The organism is Flavobacterium sp. (genome assembly GCF_004295795.1).
GTDB lineage: Bacteria > Bacteroidota > Bacteroidia > Flavobacteriales > Flavobacteriaceae > Flavobacterium.
The window spans coordinates 1-23,048 of sequence record NZ_SEBR01000021.1 but is presented as its reverse complement, the minus strand read 5'-3'; the positions used below and the strand labels follow the sequence as shown (position 1 = coordinate 23,048).

Here is a 23,048-nt window from a genome sequence, read left to right as displayed (position 1 = left end):
AAAAAAGTATAACAATGAGACACGGAAAGAAATTTAATCACCTTAGCAGACAGACTGGCCACCGTAAGGCTATGTTGGCGAACATGGCTTGTTCACTCATCGAGCACAAGCGCATCAACACGACTGTCGCTAAAGCCAAAGCGCTTAAGCAATTTGTTGAGCCGTTGGTAACTAAATCCAAAGAAGACTCGACTCACAACCGTCGTATCGTTTTCGCATATCTTCGCAACAAATACGCGGTTACTGAATTGTTCCGCGACGTTGCAGCCAAAGTTGGAGACCGTCCAGGAGGATACACACGTATCATCAAGTTGGGTAACCGTTTGGGAGATAACGCTGACATGGCAATGATCGAACTTGTAGATTTCAACGAACTTTACAACGGAGGTAAAAAAGAAGTGAAAAAATCAAGAAGCCGTCGTGGTGGAGCTGCAAAAGCTACTACTACAGAAGCTGCTCCAAAAGCCGAAGCTGCTCCAGCTGCAGAGGTTGAGGAAACAAAAGCTCCTGAAGCGATCGCTCCTGAAACTCCGGAAACTACAGAAGAAACGAAAGAGTCTGCTGAGTAAACGGAATTCACTCCAATACAAAAAAGGATAAACGCAATGTTTATCCTTTTTTTTGTTTTATAGCCGATGCGACAATCAGTTGAACTCCGAAAGGATCAACTTGAATTTGCCGTTGGTGACATCGATCACATCTGTAGGATCTTCGTCATTGTAAAGCTTGCACGAAAAAGTGCCAGTAACAGTCATCGTCTTTGTTCCGGCAGTGGTTCCCGGCGAATAATTACTTACAGAAAGCGCGCTTCCAGTCTGGATGCCTTCCTTGCTCGAATAGTAGTTGCCATTTGCAGCTTCATAGCCGATTTCTATACCCGGCATATGATTGTCATCTTGCGCCTGCGTCAGGAAGTTCGAAGGAAGCGTACCTACCGTAGTGTGGAAAGCAGCTGTCTCTCCGGATTCGTCTCCGCCCTCGCCAAAATACATGTTGTTCCAGGCGATCGTGAATGAAGGCGTAAAAGACGAATTGAAGGCCGTGGTCATTCCTCCGTAATAATACCAACGATCGAAACCTAGCCCACTGAAACCTGAAATCGGATTGTACAAATAAGTGTCGGTAGCTGTGTTGTTGAACGTGTAGTCGAAAGCAGTTCCGTCCATCTTGCCCTGAATGTAAGCAACCGTATTATTGTTATTGCCACCACCGCCACCGTTCGACGACTCGTCATCGTTGGAGCTACAAGAAAAGAAAAAGGCCGCGCAGGCCAGCATAAGGAATTTTTTCATCATTTATTATTTAGGTTATTGGGCAAATATATACGAATCGGCATTTAAAAAGTGATAGTTTTCAATTCATTTTTGTGAAGTTATCTGAGCTGAATCGCAAATAGAAAAAAAAACAAAAGCGGGCTTTTTTAGACCCGCTTTTTTGTGATAAGATATTTATTTTGTGATCAGTTCTTCACGAACTTTTTCGTCTCCTTCGAGTTCCCCGATTGAAGTTCCACGAAGTAAAGTCCGTTGCTCAAGTGCGCGACGTCAATTTTATGGTTCGTCTCGGCTGTTGGCAAGTTCGATTTGGCAATAAGCTTTCCTGTCGCATCGAAAATAGCGTATGTTTCGATACCATTTTCCGATGCAATGTTCAGCTCTTGGTTGGCCGGGTTCGGGTAAACCGAGAACTTGGAAACCGTTGGCGCATTCACCGAAAGTTCGGCAGAATTGTTTTTGATCCATCCAAATTCTTGGCTGGAACCGTAGAACAAGTCGAGGTCGCCATCGCCATCGATGTCGTAAAGCGCATGTCTGTAAAGTTCGACGGGAATCTGGTTGATCGAAATCGGAATCATGGTCGTACCAAGTTCGCCCCCGGCCGCGCCTTGTTTGTAATAGAAATTACCGTAACGCATGTAGAGCGTATCCATAAAGCCATCAAGGTTCAGGTCGGCGACGTTTACCGTCTCATAATTCATGCAGGTTTGAGTCGTAATAGTGGTCAGGGTCGAATAAACGTCGTTGCCGAAGTTCTTGACCCAGTAGGTTGCGCAGTCAGAACTGTCCATCACGACATCCATCTTGCCGTCGCTGTCAACGTCATAAAGGAAAGATTTGTAAATGTACGGCCAGTTAGGCGCGGTATAGAGCACCGTTTGCACAAGTGCGTTAGTGCCATATTCGAACTTGACGACTTTTTGGGTCGTCGTACTGCCCGAAGAGATGATCAAGTCGGTCTTCTGGTCCTGGTCAAGGTCGCCGAACTCAATCGAGTATACGTTATAATTGGGCGCATAGATCATGCTGTCGTACACAAATGTCCCGTTGCCCGTATTGCGCATGAAATGCACGCTGTCGCCGCTCAATTGGGCAAGCACGATGTCTTGTTTGCCGTCATTGTTCAAGTCGCCAACCTCGAATGTAGACACGGCGGAATTATAGGGCAACGCCTGCTTGCTGCCAAAAAATCCAGACCCCATATTCTTGATCCATGACATTCCGGTTGCCCAGTCTGCCACGACAAGGTCTTTTTTTCCGTCCTCGTCCACGTCAAGCAAACGCACGGTGTTCACGTCGTTATAAGCCGAACTGATCAACGTCTTGGCCGAAAACGTGTTGTTCCCGAGGTTTTTGTACCAAGCCACGTGGTTCGCCGCAGACGAAGTGCTTCCTGTAGTAGACGTGACTATGACGTCGATGTCACCGTCGCCGTCGATGTCGTCGAACGCAAATGAGTTATGCAAGTGAGAGGTTGCATTCAGCACGGTGCGTGAACCGAATTGCTGTGCATTGACAGTGAAAAAAGTTTGGGCTACTAATGCGGCCAGAAGTAATTTTTGTTTCATTGATGCTATTGTCTAGTTTTTAATGCCGCGAAAATAGAAAAAGAAATGAATGAGACACCACCGGATGAATATCCGTTGTCGTTCGTCTAATAAGCGTGGTGCATCGAGACATAACCGTTTAAATGTCCACGTGGAATTTTGCGATACATTCGGTCCAGTAGGAGAAAGCCAAAATCAAACCTGCGATTGGCCATCCGGTATTCGCCACTGTACGTCACTCGCACATAATCCCCGATTCTTTATTTTTAATAGATAGCCTGTTTTTTGGTCGATGCCGATTCGCATCAGGCGACACCAATTCACATAGCGCCGTGCGATAAAGTTTACAGGAATTTGTGTAATAGGATGAGATTTGGCTGTGCGTACCACGAAATGGAACTGTTCTAAGTCTTGTGTGAAATTTCCTGAAAATTTTCTTTTCACACGAAATTTGTGTGAAAACTTTTTCAAACAACAGACTCACACCAAATGCATTTTAGTAAGTTACCAATCCCGTCATTTCTCAAATTGGCTATATTTACAAAACAAACATTTCAATCATGGAAACTCCTTCAAAATCCCATATCGGGCGTAAAATTTCGCGCATCCGTGAACTGCGCGGCATGAAACAGGAAGCGTTGGCGCTGGCTTTGGGCGTGAGCCAACAGACGGTTTCCATTCTGGAAAGGAGTGAGGAGATTGACGAAAAGCGACTGAAAGAGGTTGCCGAGGCGCTTGGGGTTAGCAGTGAGGCGATTGAGAATTTTTCTGAAGAGAACGTGATTACATATTTCAATACGTTCAACGACAATAGTTCAAATGTTGGAGTTGCAGGCACCGCGAATCATTGTTCTTTCAATCCTTTGGATAAGATGATGGAGTTGGTAGAGGAAAATAGAAAACTGTACGAGCAACTACTACATGCAGAACGAGAGAAGATTAGGTATTTGGAACAACTTCTAGGAGAATTTAAAAAATAGCATCCGGTCATTTGCCCGGATTTTTTTTGACTTTATCTTTTGTAGGATTGCTTGCAGATCAAAGCACTAACGTGATTAGGTTTGTGTAGTTTGTCGGGGATTTTTGGTTTTTATGGGATTCCGTAACCGCGGTTAAGTGAGGATGATATATTTGAAATATTATTATAGTATCTGACTAACCAAATCTGTTTAAAATGGGATCAAAAAACATTCACATAGAGCCTTTCGACAACGGAACGATTACCAAACTTGAAATATTTGAAGATTACGCTCAAGCCTGGATTCCAACTTTCGTAATGCAATCAAAATATCCTGAAATTCATATTTTCGATTTTTTCTCCGGACCCGGTTATGACTCGATAAATGTTCCAGGAAGCCCTATTCGGATATTACAAAAAATAGAAGAGCAACTTGGAAACATACTTGCAAAAAAGACTAAAATTGTACTGCATCTTAACGAGTTTGAACCAAATAAAAAGAGACAGGACAAATATGACTTACTTATCGAAAATTGTAACAACTTCTTAGAAAATCATCCGAAGTTTCAGTACTTTCTGAACGTAACTTATTACAATGAAGATGCAGAAGACTTATTTTTTAAACTATTACCCACAATCAAAAAGTTTCCTTCTCTCGTCTATCTCGACCAAAATGGCATAAAGTTCATTTCAAAGGAATATATTGAAGAACTTGATAGCCTAACCACCACGGATTTTCTTTATTTTGTGTCGTCATCGTTCTTTAGAAGATACGGAACCACAGGTGAATTCAAAAAGGTTCTGACAATTGATTCTAGAGAATTGGAAAGTGAAGAATATCGGAATATGCACAGGCTTGTTTGCTCAAAAATAAAATCAAGACTACCACAAACTTCTGACCTCAAACTATTTCCTTTTTCGATAAAAAAGAACAAAAATATATACGGAATTGTATTTGGTGCCAAGAGTTATGCAGCTGTCGACAAATTTCTCAGCATTTCTTGGAAGCGAAATGCCATAAACGGTGAGGCTGACTTCGATATTGACGAGGATAAAGACAAGAATCAGCTAATGCTATTCGATGGGAAAAAAATGACGAAGATTGAAAAGTTCCAAATGGAATTGGAAAATAGACTTTTGCAAAAATCAACTGTTAGTAATAAAGAAATTTTAATTTATACCTATGAATCTGGCCATATTCCAAAACACTCTGTTGAAGTAATCAAAAAGCTTAAAGGCCAGGGAAAACTGGCGTACAATTCAAGATCACCATTTCTGAATTACAAAAACGTTTTTAGAGAAAATAATATCATTAACTATAAGATAGTCAAATAGGATGGCCCAATCTTCAATAGAATGGACAGAAATGACATGGAACCCAACAACGGGCTGCTCAAAAATTTCGGCGGGATGCAAATTCTGCTACGCCGAAATTATGTCGAAGCGTCTCCAAGCGATGGGTGTGGAGAAATATAAGGACAACTTTGCTGTAAGAACTCATGACGAAGCACTAAAGATTCCTTACACATGGAAAAATTCAAAAGTTGTTTTTGTAAATTCCATGAGTGATTTATTTCATGATGAGATTTCATTGGAATTTATCCAAAAAGTCTTTAAAGTGATGAATGACAATCCTCAACATGTTTTTCAGGTACTTACTAAACGAGCCGAAAGATTGCTGGAATTACATAACAAGTTGAAATGGACTCATAATATTTGGATGGGAGTATCGGTTGAAAACGATAAATTCAAAAATAGAATTGATTGTCTTAGACAAACAAACGCAAAAGTAAAATTCTTGTCATTGGAACCCTTAATAGGACCACTTGGTATATTGAATCTTGAAAATATAGATTGGGTGATTGTGGGAGGTGAGAGTGGGCGCAAACCGAGACCTATGGATGCTGACTGGGTTCTCGATATTCAGGAGCAATGTAATCAGAAGGAGGTTGCATTTTTCTTTAAACAATGGGGCGGCAAAAACAAGAAAGCTAGCGGCAGAATTCTAAACGGGCGGACATATGATGAAATGCCTGAAATTGAGTTGCATAAAAATATCTAACCCAAGCGCATATTATAAACGATTTGTCATAGTGGAGTATTTAGAAGTTCAGGGCAACACAAAGCGAAATTTCCCCCAACGAAAATTCCCACCCCATCCCCAAAACCATTTGCCCACCAAAAAAAATCCCGTACATTTGCACCCCGAACAATCGTTTGACATGCCGCATACGGCGTTCGGCCACAGTCCTTCGTCTTCCGTCATTTGTCTTTCGTCCAACTACGCAACAAAATGAAATACAACACACGACAAAAAGCCATCCTGTTACTAGCCGACGGCACCGTTTTCTACGGAAAATCGATCGGGATCGAGGGCACGACTTTCGGAGAAGTCTGCTTCAATACGGGAATGACCGGTTATCAGGAAATTTTCACAGATCCGTCTTACTTTGGGCAGATCATGGTCGCCACGAATGCCCACATCGGCAATTATGGCGTAAACGACGAAGACATCGAAGCCGACAGGATCATGATTTCAGGTTTGGTCGTCAAGAATTTCAGTTTCAACCATTCTCGCGCCAACTCGACTTCAAGCCTCGAAGAGTACTTTACGAAGCAGAATCTTATCTGTATTTCAGATGTCGATACGAGAGCTTTGGTGAGTTATATCCGCGACAACGGTGCGATGAACGCCGCCATTTCAACCGACGGAAAAACGGTAGAGGAATTGAAAGCACTTTTGTCCGACGTCCCGAACATGGAAGGTTTGGAACTCGCCTCGAAAGTTTCCACGAAAGAACCTTATTTCGTGGGCGAAGAAAATGCAACGTACAAGATTGCGGCGCTTGACCTCGGAATCAAGAAAAACATCCTGAGAAACCTCGCCAAACGCGATTGTTATATCAAGGTTTTCCCTTACGATACGTCTTACGAAGAAATGAAAGCGTGGAATCCGCACGGTTTTTTCCTTTCGAACGGACCCGGCGATCCGGAGCCGCTTTTGGTCGCCCAGGAAACCGCAAAGGAAATCCTGAACGCGAACGATCCGGTTTTTGGGATCTGTCTCGGACACCAGATTTTGGGTCTTGCAAACGGAATCCCGACCTACAAGATGTTCAACGGACACCGCGGCATCAACCATCCGGTGATGAACGAACTTTCGGGTCACGGCGAAATCACGTCCCAAAACCACGGATTCGCGATCAACAAAGACGAACTTCTCAAGAATCCGGATTTCGAGATCACGCATTTGCACATCAACGACGGAACGGTCGCAGGCATGAAAATGAAGAACAAGAACGCGTTTTCGGTTCAATACCATCCCGAAGCCAGTCCTGGCCCGCATGATTCGACTTATCTGTTCGACCAATTCATAGACAATATCAAGAGCGCCAATTAAGGCGCTTTTTTTATGTCCGATCGTTTTTGAAAGCGGACAGTTCGGTTGCTAAAACTGAAAATAGATGAATTCGCCAGCACTCGAAAACGCGCCAAGCATCGCGATCCCGACAATGATCAGAACGGCTTTGGCAACTTTGAAGCGTCCGTGAACGGGATGTTCGTTTGTTCGCGAAAACCATTCGATCACAAGGAATAGCGACAACAAAAGCAGCAATTCGGGAGCGTATCGGTCGATCGACAAATACTGCATTCCGCCTTTCGCGTCGAACGAGAAGATGCGTTTTATGTAAAGCACGGCGTCCGATACAGTTTTGGCCCTGAAAAATATCCACGCAAGTGTCGTAAGTGAAAACGTGAGCAAAATCCCGAAAAACTCCCTGAATTTAGGGAAAATCCGGCCTTCGGCGACAATGTGCATGTTGTTTCTGTTGGAGTTCGAAAGCAACAATGGCAGGAAATACAAAGCATTCAATCCGCCCCAAATGAGGAACGTCCAATTCGCTCCGTGCCAGAATCCGCTTACCAGAAAAATGATGAACGTATTCCTGATCTTCATCCACATTCCGCCTTTGCTTCCGCCCAAAGGAATGTAGAGATAGTCGCGAAACCAGCTCGAAAGCGAGATGTGCCAACGCCTCCAGAATTCGGCAATGTCTCGGGAGAAATACGGATAATTGAAATTCCGAAGCAAGTCGATCCCGAACATTTTCGAGGTTCCGAGCGCGATGTCCGAATAGCCGGAAAAATCCCCGTAAATCTGGAAGGCGAAATAAACCGCGCCCAAAACCAACGTGACTGAATTCATCTTGTCCGAATGGTCGAAAATCGCATTCGCATATTGGGCACAACTGTCGGCGATCACGACTTTTTTGAACAAACCCCAAAGCATTTGGTAAAAGCCGTCCATCGCTTTTTTGTAGTCGAAACGGCGTTCTCGTTTTATCTGCGGAAGCAAATGCGTGGCGCGTTCGATCGGTCCGGCGACCAAAAGCGGGAAATAGCTCACGAAAAGCGAGTAAGTGACGAAGTTTTTTTCGGGTGTGATGCGTCCTTTGTAAATATCGATCACATAGGAAAGTCCGTGGAAAGTGTAGAACGAGATCCCGACGGGAAGAATCACCGACAAAGTTGCGAAACTGGCGTGAAGTCCGAAAACAGACAACAATTCGGCAAAAGAATCCGCAAAGAAATTGTAGTATTTGAAAACGCCCAAAAAGCCCAGATTCACGCTAATGCTCAACCAAAACCAGAACTTTTTCAAGCTGCCTTGGCTCGATGCGATCTTGATCCCTGTGAAATAATCGAGTCCGGTAGAGAACATCAGCAGGAACAAAAAACGGAAATCCCAACACGCGTAGAAGAAATAGCTGGCGCACATGAGTACGAAATTCTGTAGCGTCAGTTTTTTCGAAAGCAGCCAGTAAATCGTAAAAACGATAGGAAGGAACAAAGCGAATTCCCAGGAATTGAAAAGCATGTCGGTTTGGGTTATGAAAAATTCAAATTTTGGGATTTATCGGTCTTTGTCTTTGCGCTTGCCAATCAGGTCGCGAATCACTAGGTTCGTGAAAACTTTGGCTCCGTCGTGGTTCAGGTGCGATTCGTTCGAAAAAAAGCTGTCGGTTGCAATGGCTTGAGAATAGTCGTGCAGCTTTGGAATCCTGGTTTTCAGCTTGCCGAAAAAATCCTTGTTTCTCACCGAATGCGCGAAAGGGGAAATGAAATAGACGATGTTGAGCTTGTGTTCCGATGCGAGTTTCTCGAGCTCGTCCACATAACGATTTCGTTGGGCGACGGTCTTGGGAAGTTCGTAGTTGCCAAGCTTTCCGTGTCCTTTCAACATCGTATAACCGCCGCTTAACTCAAGGCTTGAGGGCGATTTTTCCATCAGTTTTTTGATCACTTTGCGGCATCCGAACTGTTGGTCGTAAAAGGCGTATCTGAAAAACGGCACGAATTGGAAGGCTTTGGCCTGTGGCAGATCGGAAATTCTTTGTGCGAGAATCGGTTCCTGATGCAAATACGGCATCGACTCGAAGTTTACGAAACTCGATCCGTCGAGGTGATTGAATCCGTAGTCGACCTGGACGAAAATGGAATCGCAGGTGATGTTGTTGTCGACCAGCAACTTCGCAAAAGCCAGAATGTCGCGCGGCCGGGACGAATTCACTCCAAAATTCACCGACGTTTTTCCGGTCTGTTTTTCGATTTCAGCCGGAATGATCGTATTGTTCACGCGGGACGAACCCAGAAAAACGTAGTTGAATTTTTTGCCTTTGAGGCTTTTCAGCAACGCGATCTTGTCGGTCGGTGCGCTGTTGACAAGGACTTTGGTGTAGGCAAAATCGGCCACGGCCAAAACGAGCAGCGCCAAGACGAGGATCTGTATGATATTTCTAATAAAGCGCTTCAATGTCAATCGGATAAGTTGGAATGTTGCGGCAAAGATAAACGAATATAAAATCTGGAGAAACTTTAAGGAATTACAACGTTTGCGTTGATAAGATGCCAAGTTTTGCGTCTTTTTTAACCTTGATTCTGATTATATTTGCATTATTCATAAACCAAAAATCAACAAAATACAAAATGAGTATTATCGTTAAAATTCACGCTAGACAAATCCTTGATTCCCGAGGAAACCCTACCATCGAAGTTGATGTTGTTACCGAAACCGGAGTTTTGGGCCGTGCTGCCGTTCCATCTGGAGCGTCTACAGGAGAACACGAAGCCGTAGAATTGCGCGACGGCGGAAAAGCCTACATGGGCAAAGGTGTCAGCCAAGCCGTGAAAAACGTAAATACGACCATAGCCGAAGAACTTGTCGGTGTTTCTGTTTTCGAACAAAACCTTATCGACAAGACGATGATCGAACTCGACGGAACGCCAAACAAAGCGAACCTTGGAGCAAACGCGATCCTTGGCGTTTCATTGGCAGTTGCCAAAGCGGCGGCCAACGAACTTGGAATGCCTTTGTACCGTTACGTGGGCGGCGTTTCAGGAAACACGCTTCCGGTTCCTATGATGAATATCATCAACGGTGGTTCGCACTCAGATGCGCCTATCGCTTTCCAGGAATTCATGATCATGCCGGTAAAAGCCAAGACTTTCACTCAGGCGATGCAAATGGGAACCGAAATTTTCCACAACCTCAAAAAGGTGTTGCACGACCGCAACTTGTCTACTGCAGTTGGAGACGAAGGCGGTTTCGCACCGAATTTGGCCGGAGGAACAGAAGACGCTCTTGATTCGATCAAATTGGCAGTCGAGAAGGCCGGATACACTTTCGGGGACGACATCATGGTCGCTCTTGACTGTGCGGCATCTGAATTCTACGTAAACGGAAACTACGATTACACAAAGTTCGAAGGCGAGACAGGAAAAATCCGTTCGTCCAAAGAACAAGCCGAATATTTGGCGGAATTGGCCTCAAAATACCCAATCGTGTCAATCGAGGACGGAATGTACGAAGACGATTGGGACGGATGGAAATACCTTACAGATCTTATCGGAGACAAAGTACAGTTGGTTGGAGACGATTTGTTCGTGACAAACGTGCAACGTCTTTCTACAGGAATCGAGAAAGGCATCGCCAACTCAATCCTTGTCAAAGTAAACCAGATCGGGACTTTGACAGAAACGATCGCAGCCGTAAACATGGCACACAACGCAGGTTACACTTCTGTAATGTCGCACCGTTCAGGAGAAACCGAAGACAACACGATCGCCGATTTGGCGGTAGCTTTGAACTGCGGACAAATCAAAACAGGTTCGGCATCGCGTTCAGACCGTATGGCCAAGTACAACCAATTGCTTCGCATCGAAGAAGAATTGGGAGAAACGGCTTACTTTCCAGGACAAAAAGCTTTTAAAGTAAAGAAGTAATTTTCTTCTGATATAAATTGGAACCCGGCCGTTGCGTCGGGTTTTTTATTGGAACGAATTCTCATTCAGGCCGATACTTTGCCGGTTTTTGTATCCGGATGCAAAAAATTGTGCTACATTTTGGGCACAATTCCAAAATGGCATTTATGAAACAACTTCTACTCCTTTTGATTTTTGTCGGATTATCCGCGAAAGCGCAACAGTTCAGCATTGCCGATTTGCCGTCTTATGAGGTTTGCGATGATAACAACGATTCAGTAGGACAATTCGATCTGGATTCGTATTTCGGACCGATCTTGCTTTCGTCCGCGCCCGGAAATCCTCAGGAGTACGGCTATCGCTTTTTCCTGACGCAAACCGATGCGATGCAAAATATGGAAGTGAATGCGATTCCGAATGGCAATCCGTATTTCAACATAGATCCTTATTCGCAAATACTTTATGTGCGCGTCTACGAAATCGCGAATCCCGATCACTTCGGGATCACTACAGCGACTTTGATCGTGAATCAATCGCCCGTGGTTTTCCCGATCGACGTGCTTTTTGTGCCCGTAACGACGCCGGCGTCGAGTGTCGATCTCGATACGCACGTGCTTCCTTTTTTTGGTGGCGTTCCGGGAATCGCTACCAATTTTTATGTGACCTTGGCCGATGCTCAGGCGGCGCAGAATCCAATTTCGCAATCCTGCTGCTACGTGCCCATGTCAGGCGAAACACTTTATGCTTCGTTCACCAATGCGAGCGGTTGTTTTACGATCGCGGCTTTCGAGATCAGTATGGTCGTCGATCTTCCCGACACGGCTTTGAGACAGCGCATTCTTTCGTCAGTTGCGTCAGGTTCGGTTTTGATCGCCGGCCATTACCAGGACGATTTGATCGTTCCCATAAATGTCGATGCGAACAACGACGGCCAAATTCAGGTTTCGGAAGCTTTGCAGGTCAACTATCTCAACATGACGGGCGATGCTTGGTGGTCGACTCCGGGCGACATTTCGGTGTTGGACGGACTCGAGGTTTTCTCGAATCTCAAATTTTTGGACATTTCCGGAAATGCGATCGCAACATTCGATTTTACGAGCCTTGACCAATTGGAAATCTTGCGCGCCCACGGAAATCTACTCACCGATATCGACTTTTCCAATTTTCCGGAATTGACTTCGGTCGATGTCAGCGCCAACAATTTCACAAGTCTCGATTTCGGCGCCAATACTGAACTTTACGATTTGGGATGCGGCAATAATCCCAATCTGGCTTCGGTCAATGTCAAGAATGTGACGCAGCAGAATTGCGCCGTCGGGGTGATGAGTTTCGACGCTTGGATGGAAACGCCGAATTTGGTGTCGGTCTGCGCCGATGCAAATGAAATTGAGTGTCTGCAGCAAGTCCTGACCTGGAACGGAGCGCATCCGAACACGGTTTTTACGAGCGATTGCAGTTTGGCCGTTCCCGACGTTTCGAAAGCCGATGCGATCCTGTTTCCGAATCCGACATCGTCCACGGTCGAAATCAAGTCTGATTTTGACATCAAAGTCGTGACCGTTTTCGATTCCAACGGACGCAAAGTCGAGGCAAAACGACAGAGCAATGTTTTGGACTTGACCGGATTGTCTTCGGGAATCTATCTGGTGAAAATCGAAACCACGAACGCAATTTCCGTCCAAAAAGTAAGTAAAATCTAGGTTTTTTGCAGTTTACTCACTCACAAACGCCAAATTCTAATCGCTTTACAGAAGTAAAAAGCCAATGCTTACTTTTGTTTCAGTCTTATTGACCATGAAGCAAAACCTACTCGTTTTTTTAGTGCTATTCGCGTGCGTGTTCGTGTCTGCCCAATCGGCGGACAGTCTCGTCGCAAAATTGCCGCAAACGAAAAACGACATAGAAAAAGCCGACGCCCTGAACGCCATCGCCGACGCTTACAAGATCTCCGATCCTTCAAAAATGGGCCAATATGCCGGCAAAGCCTTGGAACTATCGCGCAAGATAAAGTATAAGGTAGCAGAAGGAAATGCCTTGTTGAACCTGGGCAATGCCGGCATTTTATCTGGCGATTATAAAAAGGCGCTGCAAAATTTCACCGCGGCGCAAAATCTCTTCGAGGGCGAGCGTTCGTCTAATGCAGGCGATGCGCAAGTCAAGGCCGGACTGGCAAAGGCTTACGGAAGCATCGGAATCGTTCTTTCGGAACAAAGCAATTACGCGAGAGCTTTGCAGTTTCACCTCAAGGCCGTCCCGCTTTACGAGACGCTCGACGAACCGATGCGTCTGGCGCGTGTATACAACAACGTCGGGATCGTTTACCAATCGCTGCACAACGATTTCAAGGCGCTTGAATTCTTTCTCAAAGCCCAGAAATTGCAGGAGAAAATCGGTGATGTGACTGTCGGGATCACGACGACGAACATCGGCAATATCTACCTTTCCCAAAAGAATTACGCCAAAGCTTTAGAGCACTACCAACGCGCTGCGAAAATGTTCTCGGAATTCCCGAATCCTCGCGGACTTGGCGAATTGCTAAACAACCTCGGCGCCTATTACGCTCAAACCGGAAATGGCGCAAAAGCATCCGAAACCTGGAATCAGGCGCTCAAGGAATTTGCAGCCATAGCAGACAAATTCGGAACAGCCGACACTTACGCACATCTGGCCAATTACCACAAATCGACGAAAAGCCTCGATCAGGCAATGGTTTTTGCAAACAAGTCTCTGGCTTTGGCGCACGAGCTCGAAATTCCCGAACAAGTCGTGATCGCCGAAAAAATGTTGAGCGAAATCTATGTCCTCAAAGGCGATTCGAATCTGGCTTTGCTTCACTACCAGAAATACAGTTCGGCCAAAGACAGTTTGAACGTACACGAGAATATCCGCAAAAGCGTACAGGCCGAAATGAACTATGAATTCGACAAACGCGAGGCCTTACAGAAAAAAGAGCAGGAAAAACGCGAACTGCTTTACACCGAACAAACCAAGCGGCACACGCTTCAAACGTTCTTCATTGTGCTGTTCAGCCTGTTGTTATTCGGAATAATTTTCCTGATCTACAACAGGTTGCAGCTCAAGAAGACCTTAACTTTGGAAAAGGAACTGGCCGAATACGAGCAAAAGGCGCTTCACTTGCAAATGAATCCGCATTTTGTTTTCAACTGCCTGGGTTCGATTTCTAGTTTTATCGTGCAAAACGGGTCAGATGCGGCAATTCGCTACTTGGCCAAATTCTCGAAACTGATGCGGCTCACGCTAGAATATTCGAAGGAATCGCTCATTCCGATAGACAAGGAAATCGAGAGCCTGCGCAATTATCTCGAACTTGAACAACTGCGTTTCAACCAGATTTTTGATTTTAACATTTCAAAAAGCGCTGACATAGAAGACGATACTGCGATCCCGCCACTTTTGTTGCAACCTTTTGTCGAAAATGCCATCATACATGGGTTGGTTCCGAAGAAAGAGCAAGGCAGGATCGACGTGAAATTCGAACTTTCGGGAGAAAATCTGGTTTGCACGATCACGGACGACGGCATCGGAATCGACAAGTCGCGCCAAATGAAAGAGAATTCCGTGTCCATGCACAAATCGATGGCGCTCGACATTACCAAAAAACGACTCGAGATGATCAAGGCGATCACGTCGAGAAAGGCCAATGTCGACATCACCGAAAGAGCGGACGATCTTGGGCACGTGATTGGCACGCAGGTTATTTTGACGCTTCCGATTCAGTATATAACCAATTGATAATTGATAATTAATAATTTCCGAAACCACCACATGATAACCGCACTTTTAATAGACGACGACTCCAATCTGAGAAACGGAATGAGAGGACTTTTGGAAGTTTACGCTCCAGATTTTACCATTTTGGGTGAAGCCGACAGTGTGGAATCGGGGATAAAGGCGATCGACACGCTGCGTCCGCAAGTGGTTTTTCTCGACATCCAATTGGGCGACGGAACCGGTTTCGACATTCTCGAACAGCTCGCCCAAAAGCATGGACGCTCGACGTCCCACATCGTTTTCATCACGGCTCACGAACAATACGCGATCACGGCTTTCCGTTTTAGCGCGCTCGACTTTTTGCTCAAACCCGTCGATCCCGAAGATCTTGACAAAGTGATCGGCAAAATCAGGACGGTCGTTTCCAAGAACGAAGGTTTTGCCCATATCGACTTACTTTTGGAAAACATCCGCAAAAAAGTCGACAATTTCAAAAGGATCGCGCTTTCGACGTCCGATGGCATCCATTTGTTTGAGATTACCGACATCATCCGCTGCGAAAGCGAAGACAATTACACCAAGTTCTTCATCAGGAACAACAAACCGATCCTGATTTCCAAGACCTTGAAAGAATATGAGGAATTGCTCACCGAACACGGTTTCGAGCGCATCCACCAATCCCATCTCATCAATCTTTCGTACTTGAAATCGTACATAAAGAAAGACGGAGGTTACGTAATCATGAGCGACGGAAGCCATTTGCCGATTTCCCAACGGAAAAAAGAACGGCTGCAGGAACTTTTGAGAACGATCTGAAACAACTATCGCCAACGACATTGCCCAAGTTTTTGCTTAACCGACAAAGACACAACTAAAATTACCGACCATGAAAAAACTATACTTCCTGATTTTGCTTTGTTGCGGATGGGTGCACGCCCAACCGGACATAAACGCGAATCCGTCGCCTTTGGTCCAGTGCGATACCGACGCCGACGGAATTGGCACATTCGATCTCACATCGGCCATTCCGGCGATCCTTAACGGGATAAATCCGGGTGATGTCGCGGTGAGTTTCCACCTGAGTTTGTCCGATGCGCAGAACAATTTGTCGGAAATCACGCAGACGACCAATTACAGCAACACGAACCAAACGATTTTCGTCAGGGTAGAAGCGCTTTCGGATGCGACTTATTCGGTGGCCAACCTAAGTATTGTGGTGAGTTCGGTACCATCGGCCATCATTGTCGAACCTTCGCAGAACATCTGCCAGGGCAATCTCGCGACGCTGACTTTTCAGGGCAACGGCGGATCGATTCCATACATATTCTCCTACCAGATAAACGGCGGAACAATCCAAACTGTCGTGTCGGCTTCGGGCGTTGCGACGATCAACTTTCCAACTTCCCAACTCGCTACTTATAACGTACAATTGGTCGGAATTTCAGGTGCGAACGGTTGTTCGGCCGCGTTGAACGCTTCATCGGTCGTAACCGTTGTCGCGCCAGCGATCGCTTTTCCGGCATCGAATATCGTTGTGGAAGCCATTCCGAATACAGGTGTCGCGACTTTCGATATCACTTCGAACGAGTCGACTTTGATCGGGTCGCAAACCAATGTCGAAGCCGCTTATTACATTTCCGAGTCGGATGCGATTTCCCAAACCGAAGCCATCGTTTCACCAACGACTTTTGTCAACACCCAAAATCCGCAGCAAATTTGGGCTGTCGTCAGTTCTACGCTTAGCAATTGCAACGACATGACGAGTTTCAGTCTTGTGGTTTCCGATCCCGGAATCGTCTTTATTCCCGATATGGCTTTCAAATCAGCACTTATCGCAGAAGGCGTCGATACCAATTCAGACACGGAAATCCAATTTACCGAAGCCGCGGCGATCACGACTTTGAACGTCGATTACCAAAATATCAACGACCTTACCGGAATCAAGGCTTTCACGAATTTGCTAAGCCTTTACGCTGTAGGAAATTCGCTTTCCACACTCGATTTGTCAGACATGCCGGAATTGCGGCTTGCGTATTTGTCAGGAAACGAGTTGACTTCGATCAACGTGAATGGCGTAAGCACGCTCCAGGATTTGGTTTTGGACCAGAATCAGCTCACTTACCTGAACCTTTCGAACAAGCCGAACCTCGATCGCTTCTCGGCGATTTACAACGATTTGACGGGAATCACATTGAGCAATCTTCCTTTGTTGCGAGAAATCAACGTCTTCGGAAATGATCTTGTGAGCCTTGAAGTCGCTTCATTCCCGAATTTGCAGATCCTGACGTGCGCGAGCAATTTGCTGACGTCGCTCGATGTCACGACACTTTCGTTGCTCAAGACGCTCGATTGTTCGAACAACGCGATCAGTGCGGTGAACGTTTCGGGATTGGCCAATCTCGAGACGCTATATTTCAACGACAATCCGGTGAGTTCACATTCGTGGACCGGACTTTCGTCCCTGAAATTCCTGAAATTCGGAAATACGAACATCAACGCATTCGATTTGCCGGTTTCGGCCACGCTCGAGACTTTGGAATGTCGCCAAAACGGGATTGCGACGCTCGACTTGTCGGGATTTCCGGCTTTGACCAACATCGATTGCCGTTTGAACGCGATCCAGACGCTTGACGTTTCTGGACAAACCGAACTTCAGTTGCTGAACTGTTCGAACAACCAACTCGAGACGCTCGATCTTTCGGCGAATACGGCTTTGCAGGCGGTCGCGATTTTCGGAAACGCTATGCAGACGCTTTTCGCCAAGAACGGCGTGAACGAGCAATTCAGTACGGGCGATTTCACTGACAACGCGTTCAGCTACATTTGTGCCGATGAAACTCAGGTTGCGTCCATCCAGACTTTGGTCGGAAGTGGCACCCAAGTCAATTCCTACTGTACTTTCGTTCCCGGCGGACAATACGACACGATCATGGGAAGCGTGAGTTTCGACGCCGAAGGAAATGGGTGCGATGCCTCAGATTTGATCGGGCCGTTGGTCAAGATCAGGATGAATGACGGATCGCAAGCGGTCGATGTTTTCACCGATCACACTTCGGTTTACAAATTCTACGTCGGAACAGGAAATTATACGATAAATCCCGTTTTCGAGAACAATTACTTCGCGACCGCGCCACCAAATGCCGACGTTGCTATTTTGTCGGTCAACGGAGCTGTTTCCAATAACGACTTTTGTCTTTCGGCAAACGGAATCAGTCCGGACGCGGAGATCGCGATCGTGCCAATCGTGTCGGCCAGGCCAGGAAACGATGCGGTTTACCAGGTCGTTGTTCGCAACAAGGGCAACCAGATTTTGTCCCAGACTTCGGGCGTTTCGTTTTCATACGACGAGTCGATCATGGACCTGGTTTCGGCCACGACCGCGCCAAGCAGCACGGGAAGCGGTTATCTCACTTGGAATTATTCAGATTTGCGTCCGTTCGAAACCCGCGTTTTCACGGTTACTTTGAGCGTGAATTCGCCCACCGATACGCCAGCGGTCAACATCGGCGATGCGATTTCTTTTTCGGCCAACGTGAATGCGGCTGCAGATGTGGTTCCTGTTGACAATGACTTTGTCTTGGCACAAACCGTCGTGAGCGATTACGATCCCAATAACAAGGAATGTCTTCAGGGCGATGTTGTGAGTGTTACGCAAATTGGAGAATATCTGCATTACGTGATCAATTTCGAAAATACGGGAACCGCTCCGGCCGAAAATATCGTGGTCAAAGACGTGCTCGACCCGACGATGTTCGACCGTTCGTCCTTGCAGATCTTGAGCAGTTCGCACAACGTTGAAGCCAAAAGTTCAACAGACGGTATTTTGTTCGTGTTCAAGGCAATTGCGTTGGATTCGGGCGGACACGGAAACATTTTGCTTCGCGTGCGCAGTCTTGGCAATCTGCACGAAGGTTCGGTGGTTTCGAACAAAGCCGATATTTTCTTCGACTACGGCGCTCCGATCACGACAAACACTTATCATACGACGTTTGAGAATCTGTCGATAAACGATCCGAAAGACGGTCTGGATGTGCAACTTTATCCGAATCCCGTGAAAGATTCGTTTACGGTCACGTCGAGCGCCAATATCAATTCACTCGAGATTTTCGACGTGAGAGGCAGATTGCTTCAGGTGCAGACAGTCGGAAACCTGACCTCGAAATTCGAGATGGCAACGAGAGCGGCCGGCGTTTACTTCGTGAGAATCAACACCGAAAAAGGATCGAGAACAGAAAAAATAATAAAACAGTAAATGGGGTAAAACCTGTTTGGCCTGTTTAAGAAATGTGGTAGTTACAGTTTAGTTAGTTTTTAATTCCCGAGAGCCTGCGTAAATCGCGGGCTTTTGTTTTTTAGTGGTGCGAAGCCGAGACGATTTGGGAATTTGTCGGTGGCGATTCCCATGCGATTTCGGTGTCGCTTTATAATTTTTATGGAAGCGATTTGCCGTTGCGGAAAGTCGCGTCCGAAAATGCCCGGATCGATGTGTTAGAAAAACAATCCGGAACTGATTTCGCCAAACTACTTTCAGCTGACGGCAGTAAAGTGATGAAGTTCGTCAAGCAATAAAAGCAATCGGCACAAAGTCATATCGGCTTCCTTTTCGCGTTTGGGAATGTATATCAATTTAGTAATTATTAACGAAATCGTTACCGCTTCGATTTTTTAAATCCTTTTAAATTACCTAGTTTTGTTTTTCTTATTAAACTTCCAAACATATCATGTCTAAAACTGCAATATTAGAACTCGACGGCAAGAAGTATGAGTTCCCCGTGTTTGTGGGAACTGAGAACGAAGTTGCCATCGATATCAACAAACTGCGCGATGTGAGCGGTGCGATCACTCTCGATCCGGGATATAAGAACTCGGGTGCGTGCAAAAGCGAAATCACTTTTCTCGATGGGGAAGAAGGGATTTTGCGCTACCGCGGATACGCGATCGAAGACCTTGCCGAAAAGGCGAATTTCCTAGAAGTCACGTATTTGCTCATCTTTGGTGAACTTCCAAAAAAGAGCGATCTCGAGCGTTTCGAGACCGATATCCGCAAATACACGCTTGTCAACGAAGAGATGAAAAACATCATCGACGGTTTCCCGAAAACAGCTCACCCGATGGGCGTTTTGGCGGCCTTGACAAGTGCTTTGACGGCTTTCAACCCGAAATCTGTCAATCCCGAAAACGAGAAAGATCTGTATGAGGCGATCTGCAAGACGATCGGGAAATTCCTTGTCATTGCCACTTGGACGTACCGCAAATCGATGGGTTATCCGCTCAATTATTACGACAACACAAAAGGTTATGTGGACAATTTCATGAACCTGATGTTTTCTTTGCCGACAGGTCCGTACAAGATCGATCCTGTTGTAGTGAATGCGCTCGACAAGTTGTTTATCTTGCACGCCGATCACGAACAGAACTGTTCAACGTCTACGGTACGCATGGTAGGTTCATCACACGCCGGACTTTTCGCCTCGATTTCTGCCGGAGTTTCGGCACTTTGGGGTCCGCTTCATGGTGGTGCGAACCAAGCCGTTCTCGAGATGCTTGACGAAATCAACAAATCCGGTGGAGACGTAGAGAAATTCATCCTAAAAGCCAAAGACAAAAACGATCCTTTCCGTTTGATGGGCTTTGGACACAGAGTTTACAAAAACTTCGATCCGCGTGCGAAAATCATCAAAAAAGCCGCCGATGAGGTTTTGACGGCGCTTGGCGTGGAAGATCCGCTGCTCGACATCGCTATGAAACTCGAGCAAGCTGCATTGAACGACGAATATTTCAAGGCACGCAGCCTGTACCCGAACGTGGATTTCTACTCAGGAATCATCTACCGCGCACTTGGAATCCCAACCGATATGTTCACGGTAATGTTCGCCATAGGACGTTTGCCGGGATGGATCGCACAATGGAAAGAAATGCGCCTGAACAAAGAACCTATCGGGCGTCCGCGTCAGGTTTATACCGGAAGTCCTTTGCGCGACTTCGTGGATATGGACAAGCGATAACCGATAATTTAAAATAGAAAGCCTTCCAATTGGGAGGTTTTTTGTTTTTGTCCGATTTCATATCCGATGTAAAAAGCCAAGCTTTGATCGGGCCGACCGCATTTCCGGAATTCCGGTTAAATTAACACGGAATTTCAAAAAAACGACCAAAAAATAATGGCAACTTATTCACAATCGATAGGCTGACAATTGCCTTTTCCTATCTTTGCGCCCGAAACGAAAACGTTTTCTATGATTTCCCCTTCCGTAAAAAATGAATCCTCACGCCTTCGCGCCGTTGTGCTGGGAACGGCTGTGAGCAATGGCCCGACGCCGAAAGCCGAAGACGCATATGACCCAAAATCTCTCGAACACATCTTGGCCGGAACGTATCCGACCGAAAAAGACATGACAGCCGAAATGGAAGCTTTCAATGCCGTTTTCGAGAAGTATGACGTCAAAGTCTATCGTCCGCAAATCGTTGAGAACGAGAACCAGATTTTCACGCGTGACATCGGTTTTGTGATCGACGATGTGTTTTTCAAGGCGAACATCTTGCCTGATCGCGAGCGCGAATTTCCGGCGATCCAGTACATAATCGACGAGATCGATCCGAAGAAATTCGTGGAAATCGAAGACCAAAGCATTCACATCGAAGGCGGTGACGTCATTTTGTGGAACGATTATATTTTCATCGGAACGTACTGCAAACCGGATTATCCGGAGATCAAAACCGCTCGTACGAACCAGAAAGGCGTGGCATTTATCCGCAATTATTTCCCGGACAAGAAAGTTGTCGATTTCGATTTGATCAAGTCGACGACCGAGGCGCGCGACAACGCTTTGCACCTTGATTGTTGTTTTCAGCCCGTCGGAAACGACAAGGCGATCATCTACAAAGAAGGATTTTGCGACGTCGAGGATTACGAGTATCTGCGCGATCTTTTCGGAGTTGAAAATCTATTTCACATCACGCGCCAGGAAATGTACGACATGAACTCGAACGTGTTTTCGATTGCGCCAGACGTGGTGGTTTCCGAAAGGAATTTCACGCGCCTGAACGCCTGGCTGCGCGAAAATGGATTCACGGTAGAAGAAATTCCGTACGCCGAAATCTCGAAACAGGAAGGCTTGTTGCGCTGCTCGACTTTGCCTTTGATCCGCGACTAATGTTGAAAAAGCTCTTTCTGTCGTTGGTTTTAATCGCTGTTTCTTGTCAGAAATCGGATACGTCCGCGAAAGCGAAACAAACTCAAAAACCGGAATCGGAACCCAAAAAAGAACTGACTTTCCCATTTTGCTCTGACAATCTCGATTATTCGAAAAAAGACAAGCAAGGTTATTTCGTTTACACGGATGATTTCCGAAAGTCTGGGTTCGGACCCAAATCGGCAAGGGAATTCGGCAGTTTTTCTGTCGGAAATGTGTTCGTGACTTTTCTCGAAGTAAAACCGATCGGAGACGAAAATACAGAACCGATTGCCATGCTTTACACAAAAGTCGGCGGCAAACTCAGCGATTCGCTGTCGATACACGAGACGATCGATTGGGAAGGCAATTACGAGAAACGCTTTTGTATTTCGAAAGATAAAACGATCGAAATTACCGAGGCATCGAACGCCCCAGATTTGGAACAGATCGACGCCCAAGGAAACGCTCCGGTTTACGAAGCATCCGCGAAAGCGACCTATCGCATTGAAGCAAACGGAAAATTCACGAAAATCAGCTCGTCAGGAAGTATGGACGATTTGAAGCGCGTGCGGTAAATTTCCCGAACTTTGCCCGAAATCCGCGTGAGCGAAATAGTTAGCGCAACGAGCAACGAATCACCAGGTTTTTTAAGCGAAACGATAGTACGAAGTCCGAGAATCAAAGACAAAACCCGAATGTGAATCAGAATTCGAGCTGAAAAACCTTAATGACCTTAACGATCTTAATGGTTCAAAAAAATTAGGTGTGAAAGGTATGATCCGCGGAAGCGACAATTTGAATGACCACAACGAATAACCAAGTTTTTTTCGGCAAAACAATAGGACGAAGTCCGAGAATCAAAGACAAAACCCGAATGTGAATCAGAATTCGAGCTGAAAAACCTTAATGACCTTAACGATCTTAATGGTTCAAAAAAATTAAGTGTGAAAGGAATTATCTGTGGAAGCGACGATTTGAATGACCACAACGAATCACCAAGTTTTTTTCGGCAAAACAATAGGAAGAAGTCCGAGAATCAAAGACAAAACCCGAATGTGAATCAGAATTCGAGCTGAAAAACCTTAATGACTTTAAC

17 protein-coding genes are annotated in these 23,048 nt (G+C 45.8%); 13 read left to right on the top strand and 4 right to left on the bottom strand.

Annotation, left to right across the window (positions count from 1 at the left end):
- Positions 1 to 14: 14 nt before the first annotated feature.
- On the top strand, positions 15 to 569 hold the full coding sequence (gene rplQ / locus EOO49_RS15200; RefSeq protein WP_290847216.1) for a 50S ribosomal protein L17: 555 nt from the start codon (positions 15 to 17) through the stop codon (positions 567 to 569).
- 75 nt (positions 570 to 644) lie between these two features.
- Here the strand turns inward: rplQ and EOO49_RS15195 are convergent, their stop codons facing one another.
- Both EOO49_RS15195 and EOO49_RS15190 read right to left on the bottom strand, forming a co-directional pair.
- On the bottom strand, positions 645 to 1,292 hold the full coding sequence (locus EOO49_RS15195; RefSeq protein WP_290847214.1) for a hypothetical protein: 648 nt from the start codon (positions 1,290 to 1,292) through the stop codon (positions 645 to 647).
- A gap of 167 nt (positions 1,293 to 1,459) precedes the next feature.
- The gene (locus EOO49_RS15190) at positions 1,460 to 2,845 is read right to left on the bottom strand and encodes a T9SS type A sorting domain-containing protein (protein WP_290847212.1); all 1,386 of its coding nucleotides are present in this window, start codon (positions 2,843 to 2,845) and stop codon (positions 1,460 to 1,462) included.
- A gap of 539 nt (positions 2,846 to 3,384) precedes the next feature.
- Between EOO49_RS15190 and EOO49_RS15185 the strand changes: the two genes are divergently transcribed.
- The 4 genes from EOO49_RS15185 to carA all read left to right on the top strand — a co-directional run bounded on the left by EOO49_RS15185 (position 3,385) and on the right by carA (position 7,182).
- A complete protein-coding gene (locus tag EOO49_RS15185; protein ID WP_290847210.1) occupies positions 3,385 to 3,804 on the top strand; it encodes a helix-turn-helix transcriptional regulator in 420 nt (139 codons plus the stop codon).
- 194 nt (positions 3,805 to 3,998) lie between these two features.
- The gene (gene tcmP, locus EOO49_RS15180) at positions 3,999 to 5,117 is read left to right on the top strand and encodes a three-Cys-motif partner protein TcmP (RefSeq protein ID WP_290847208.1); all 1,119 of its coding nucleotides are present in this window, start codon (positions 3,999 to 4,001) and stop codon (positions 5,115 to 5,117) included.
- Between the two features lies 1 nt (position 5,118).
- Positions 5,119 to 5,844, top strand: coding sequence for a DUF5131 family protein (locus EOO49_RS15175; RefSeq protein WP_290847206.1), 726 nt, complete (start codon positions 5,119 to 5,121; stop codon positions 5,842 to 5,844).
- 231 nt (positions 5,845 to 6,075) lie between these two features.
- Positions 6,076 to 7,182: a glutamine-hydrolyzing carbamoyl-phosphate synthase small subunit gene (carA, locus tag EOO49_RS15170; RefSeq protein WP_290847204.1), complete on the top strand. Its 1,107-nt coding sequence runs from the start codon at positions 6,076 to 6,078 to the stop codon at positions 7,180 to 7,182.
- Between the two features lie 48 nt (positions 7,183 to 7,230).
- On the opposite strand, the gene EOO49_RS15165 is transcribed toward carA, so the two are convergent.
- The gene (locus tag EOO49_RS15165) at positions 7,231 to 8,661 is read right to left on the bottom strand and encodes an MBOAT family O-acyltransferase (protein WP_290847202.1); all 1,431 of its coding nucleotides are present in this window, start codon (positions 8,659 to 8,661) and stop codon (positions 7,231 to 7,233) included.
- A gap of 36 nt (positions 8,662 to 8,697) precedes the next feature.
- Complete coding sequence (locus EOO49_RS15160; RefSeq protein ID WP_290847201.1) at positions 8,698 to 9,597, bottom strand: hypothetical protein; 900 nt, start codon at positions 9,595 to 9,597, stop codon at positions 8,698 to 8,700.
- 173 nt (positions 9,598 to 9,770) lie between these two features.
- On the opposite strand from EOO49_RS15160, the gene eno reads away from it, so the two are divergent.
- The 8 genes from eno (at position 9,771) to EOO49_RS15120 (ending at position 22,527) form a co-directional block, all read left to right on the top strand.
- Entirely contained in the window at positions 9,771 to 11,066 is a 1,296-nt protein-coding gene (gene eno, locus EOO49_RS15155; RefSeq protein ID WP_290847199.1) for a phosphopyruvate hydratase, read from the top strand.
- Between the two features lie 146 nt (positions 11,067 to 11,212).
- Positions 11,213 to 12,745 (top strand): T9SS type A sorting domain-containing protein, encoded by a 1,533-nt coding sequence (locus tag EOO49_RS15150; RefSeq protein ID WP_290847197.1) that lies wholly within the window; start codon positions 11,213 to 11,215, stop codon positions 12,743 to 12,745.
- 94 nt (positions 12,746 to 12,839) lie between these two features.
- A complete protein-coding gene (locus tag EOO49_RS15145) occupies positions 12,840 to 14,798 on the top strand; it encodes a tetratricopeptide repeat protein (RefSeq protein ID WP_290847195.1) in 1,959 nt (652 codons plus the stop codon).
- Between the two features lie 33 nt (positions 14,799 to 14,831).
- Positions 14,832 to 15,593 carry a LytTR family DNA-binding domain-containing protein gene (locus EOO49_RS15140; protein WP_290847193.1) on the top strand — a complete coding sequence of 254 codons (762 nt, stop codon included), beginning with the start codon at positions 14,832 to 14,834 and terminating at the stop codon, positions 15,591 to 15,593.
- A gap of 70 nt (positions 15,594 to 15,663) precedes the next feature.
- Positions 15,664 to 19,029: a T9SS type A sorting domain-containing protein gene (locus tag EOO49_RS15135; RefSeq protein WP_290847191.1), complete on the top strand. Its 3,366-nt coding sequence runs from the start codon at positions 15,664 to 15,666 to the stop codon at positions 19,027 to 19,029.
- A gap of 469 nt (positions 19,030 to 19,498) precedes the next feature.
- Entirely contained in the window at positions 19,499 to 20,782 is a 1,284-nt protein-coding gene (locus EOO49_RS15130; protein WP_290847189.1) for a citrate synthase, read from the top strand.
- Between the two features lie 231 nt (positions 20,783 to 21,013).
- Positions 21,014 to 21,931, top strand: coding sequence for a dimethylarginine dimethylaminohydrolase family protein (locus EOO49_RS15125; RefSeq protein WP_290847187.1), 918 nt, complete (start codon positions 21,014 to 21,016; stop codon positions 21,929 to 21,931).
- A gap of 23 nt (positions 21,932 to 21,954) precedes the next feature.
- A complete protein-coding gene (locus tag EOO49_RS15120) occupies positions 21,955 to 22,527 on the top strand; it encodes a hypothetical protein (protein WP_290847185.1) in 573 nt (190 codons plus the stop codon).
- Positions 22,528 to 23,048: the final 521 nt, after the last annotated feature.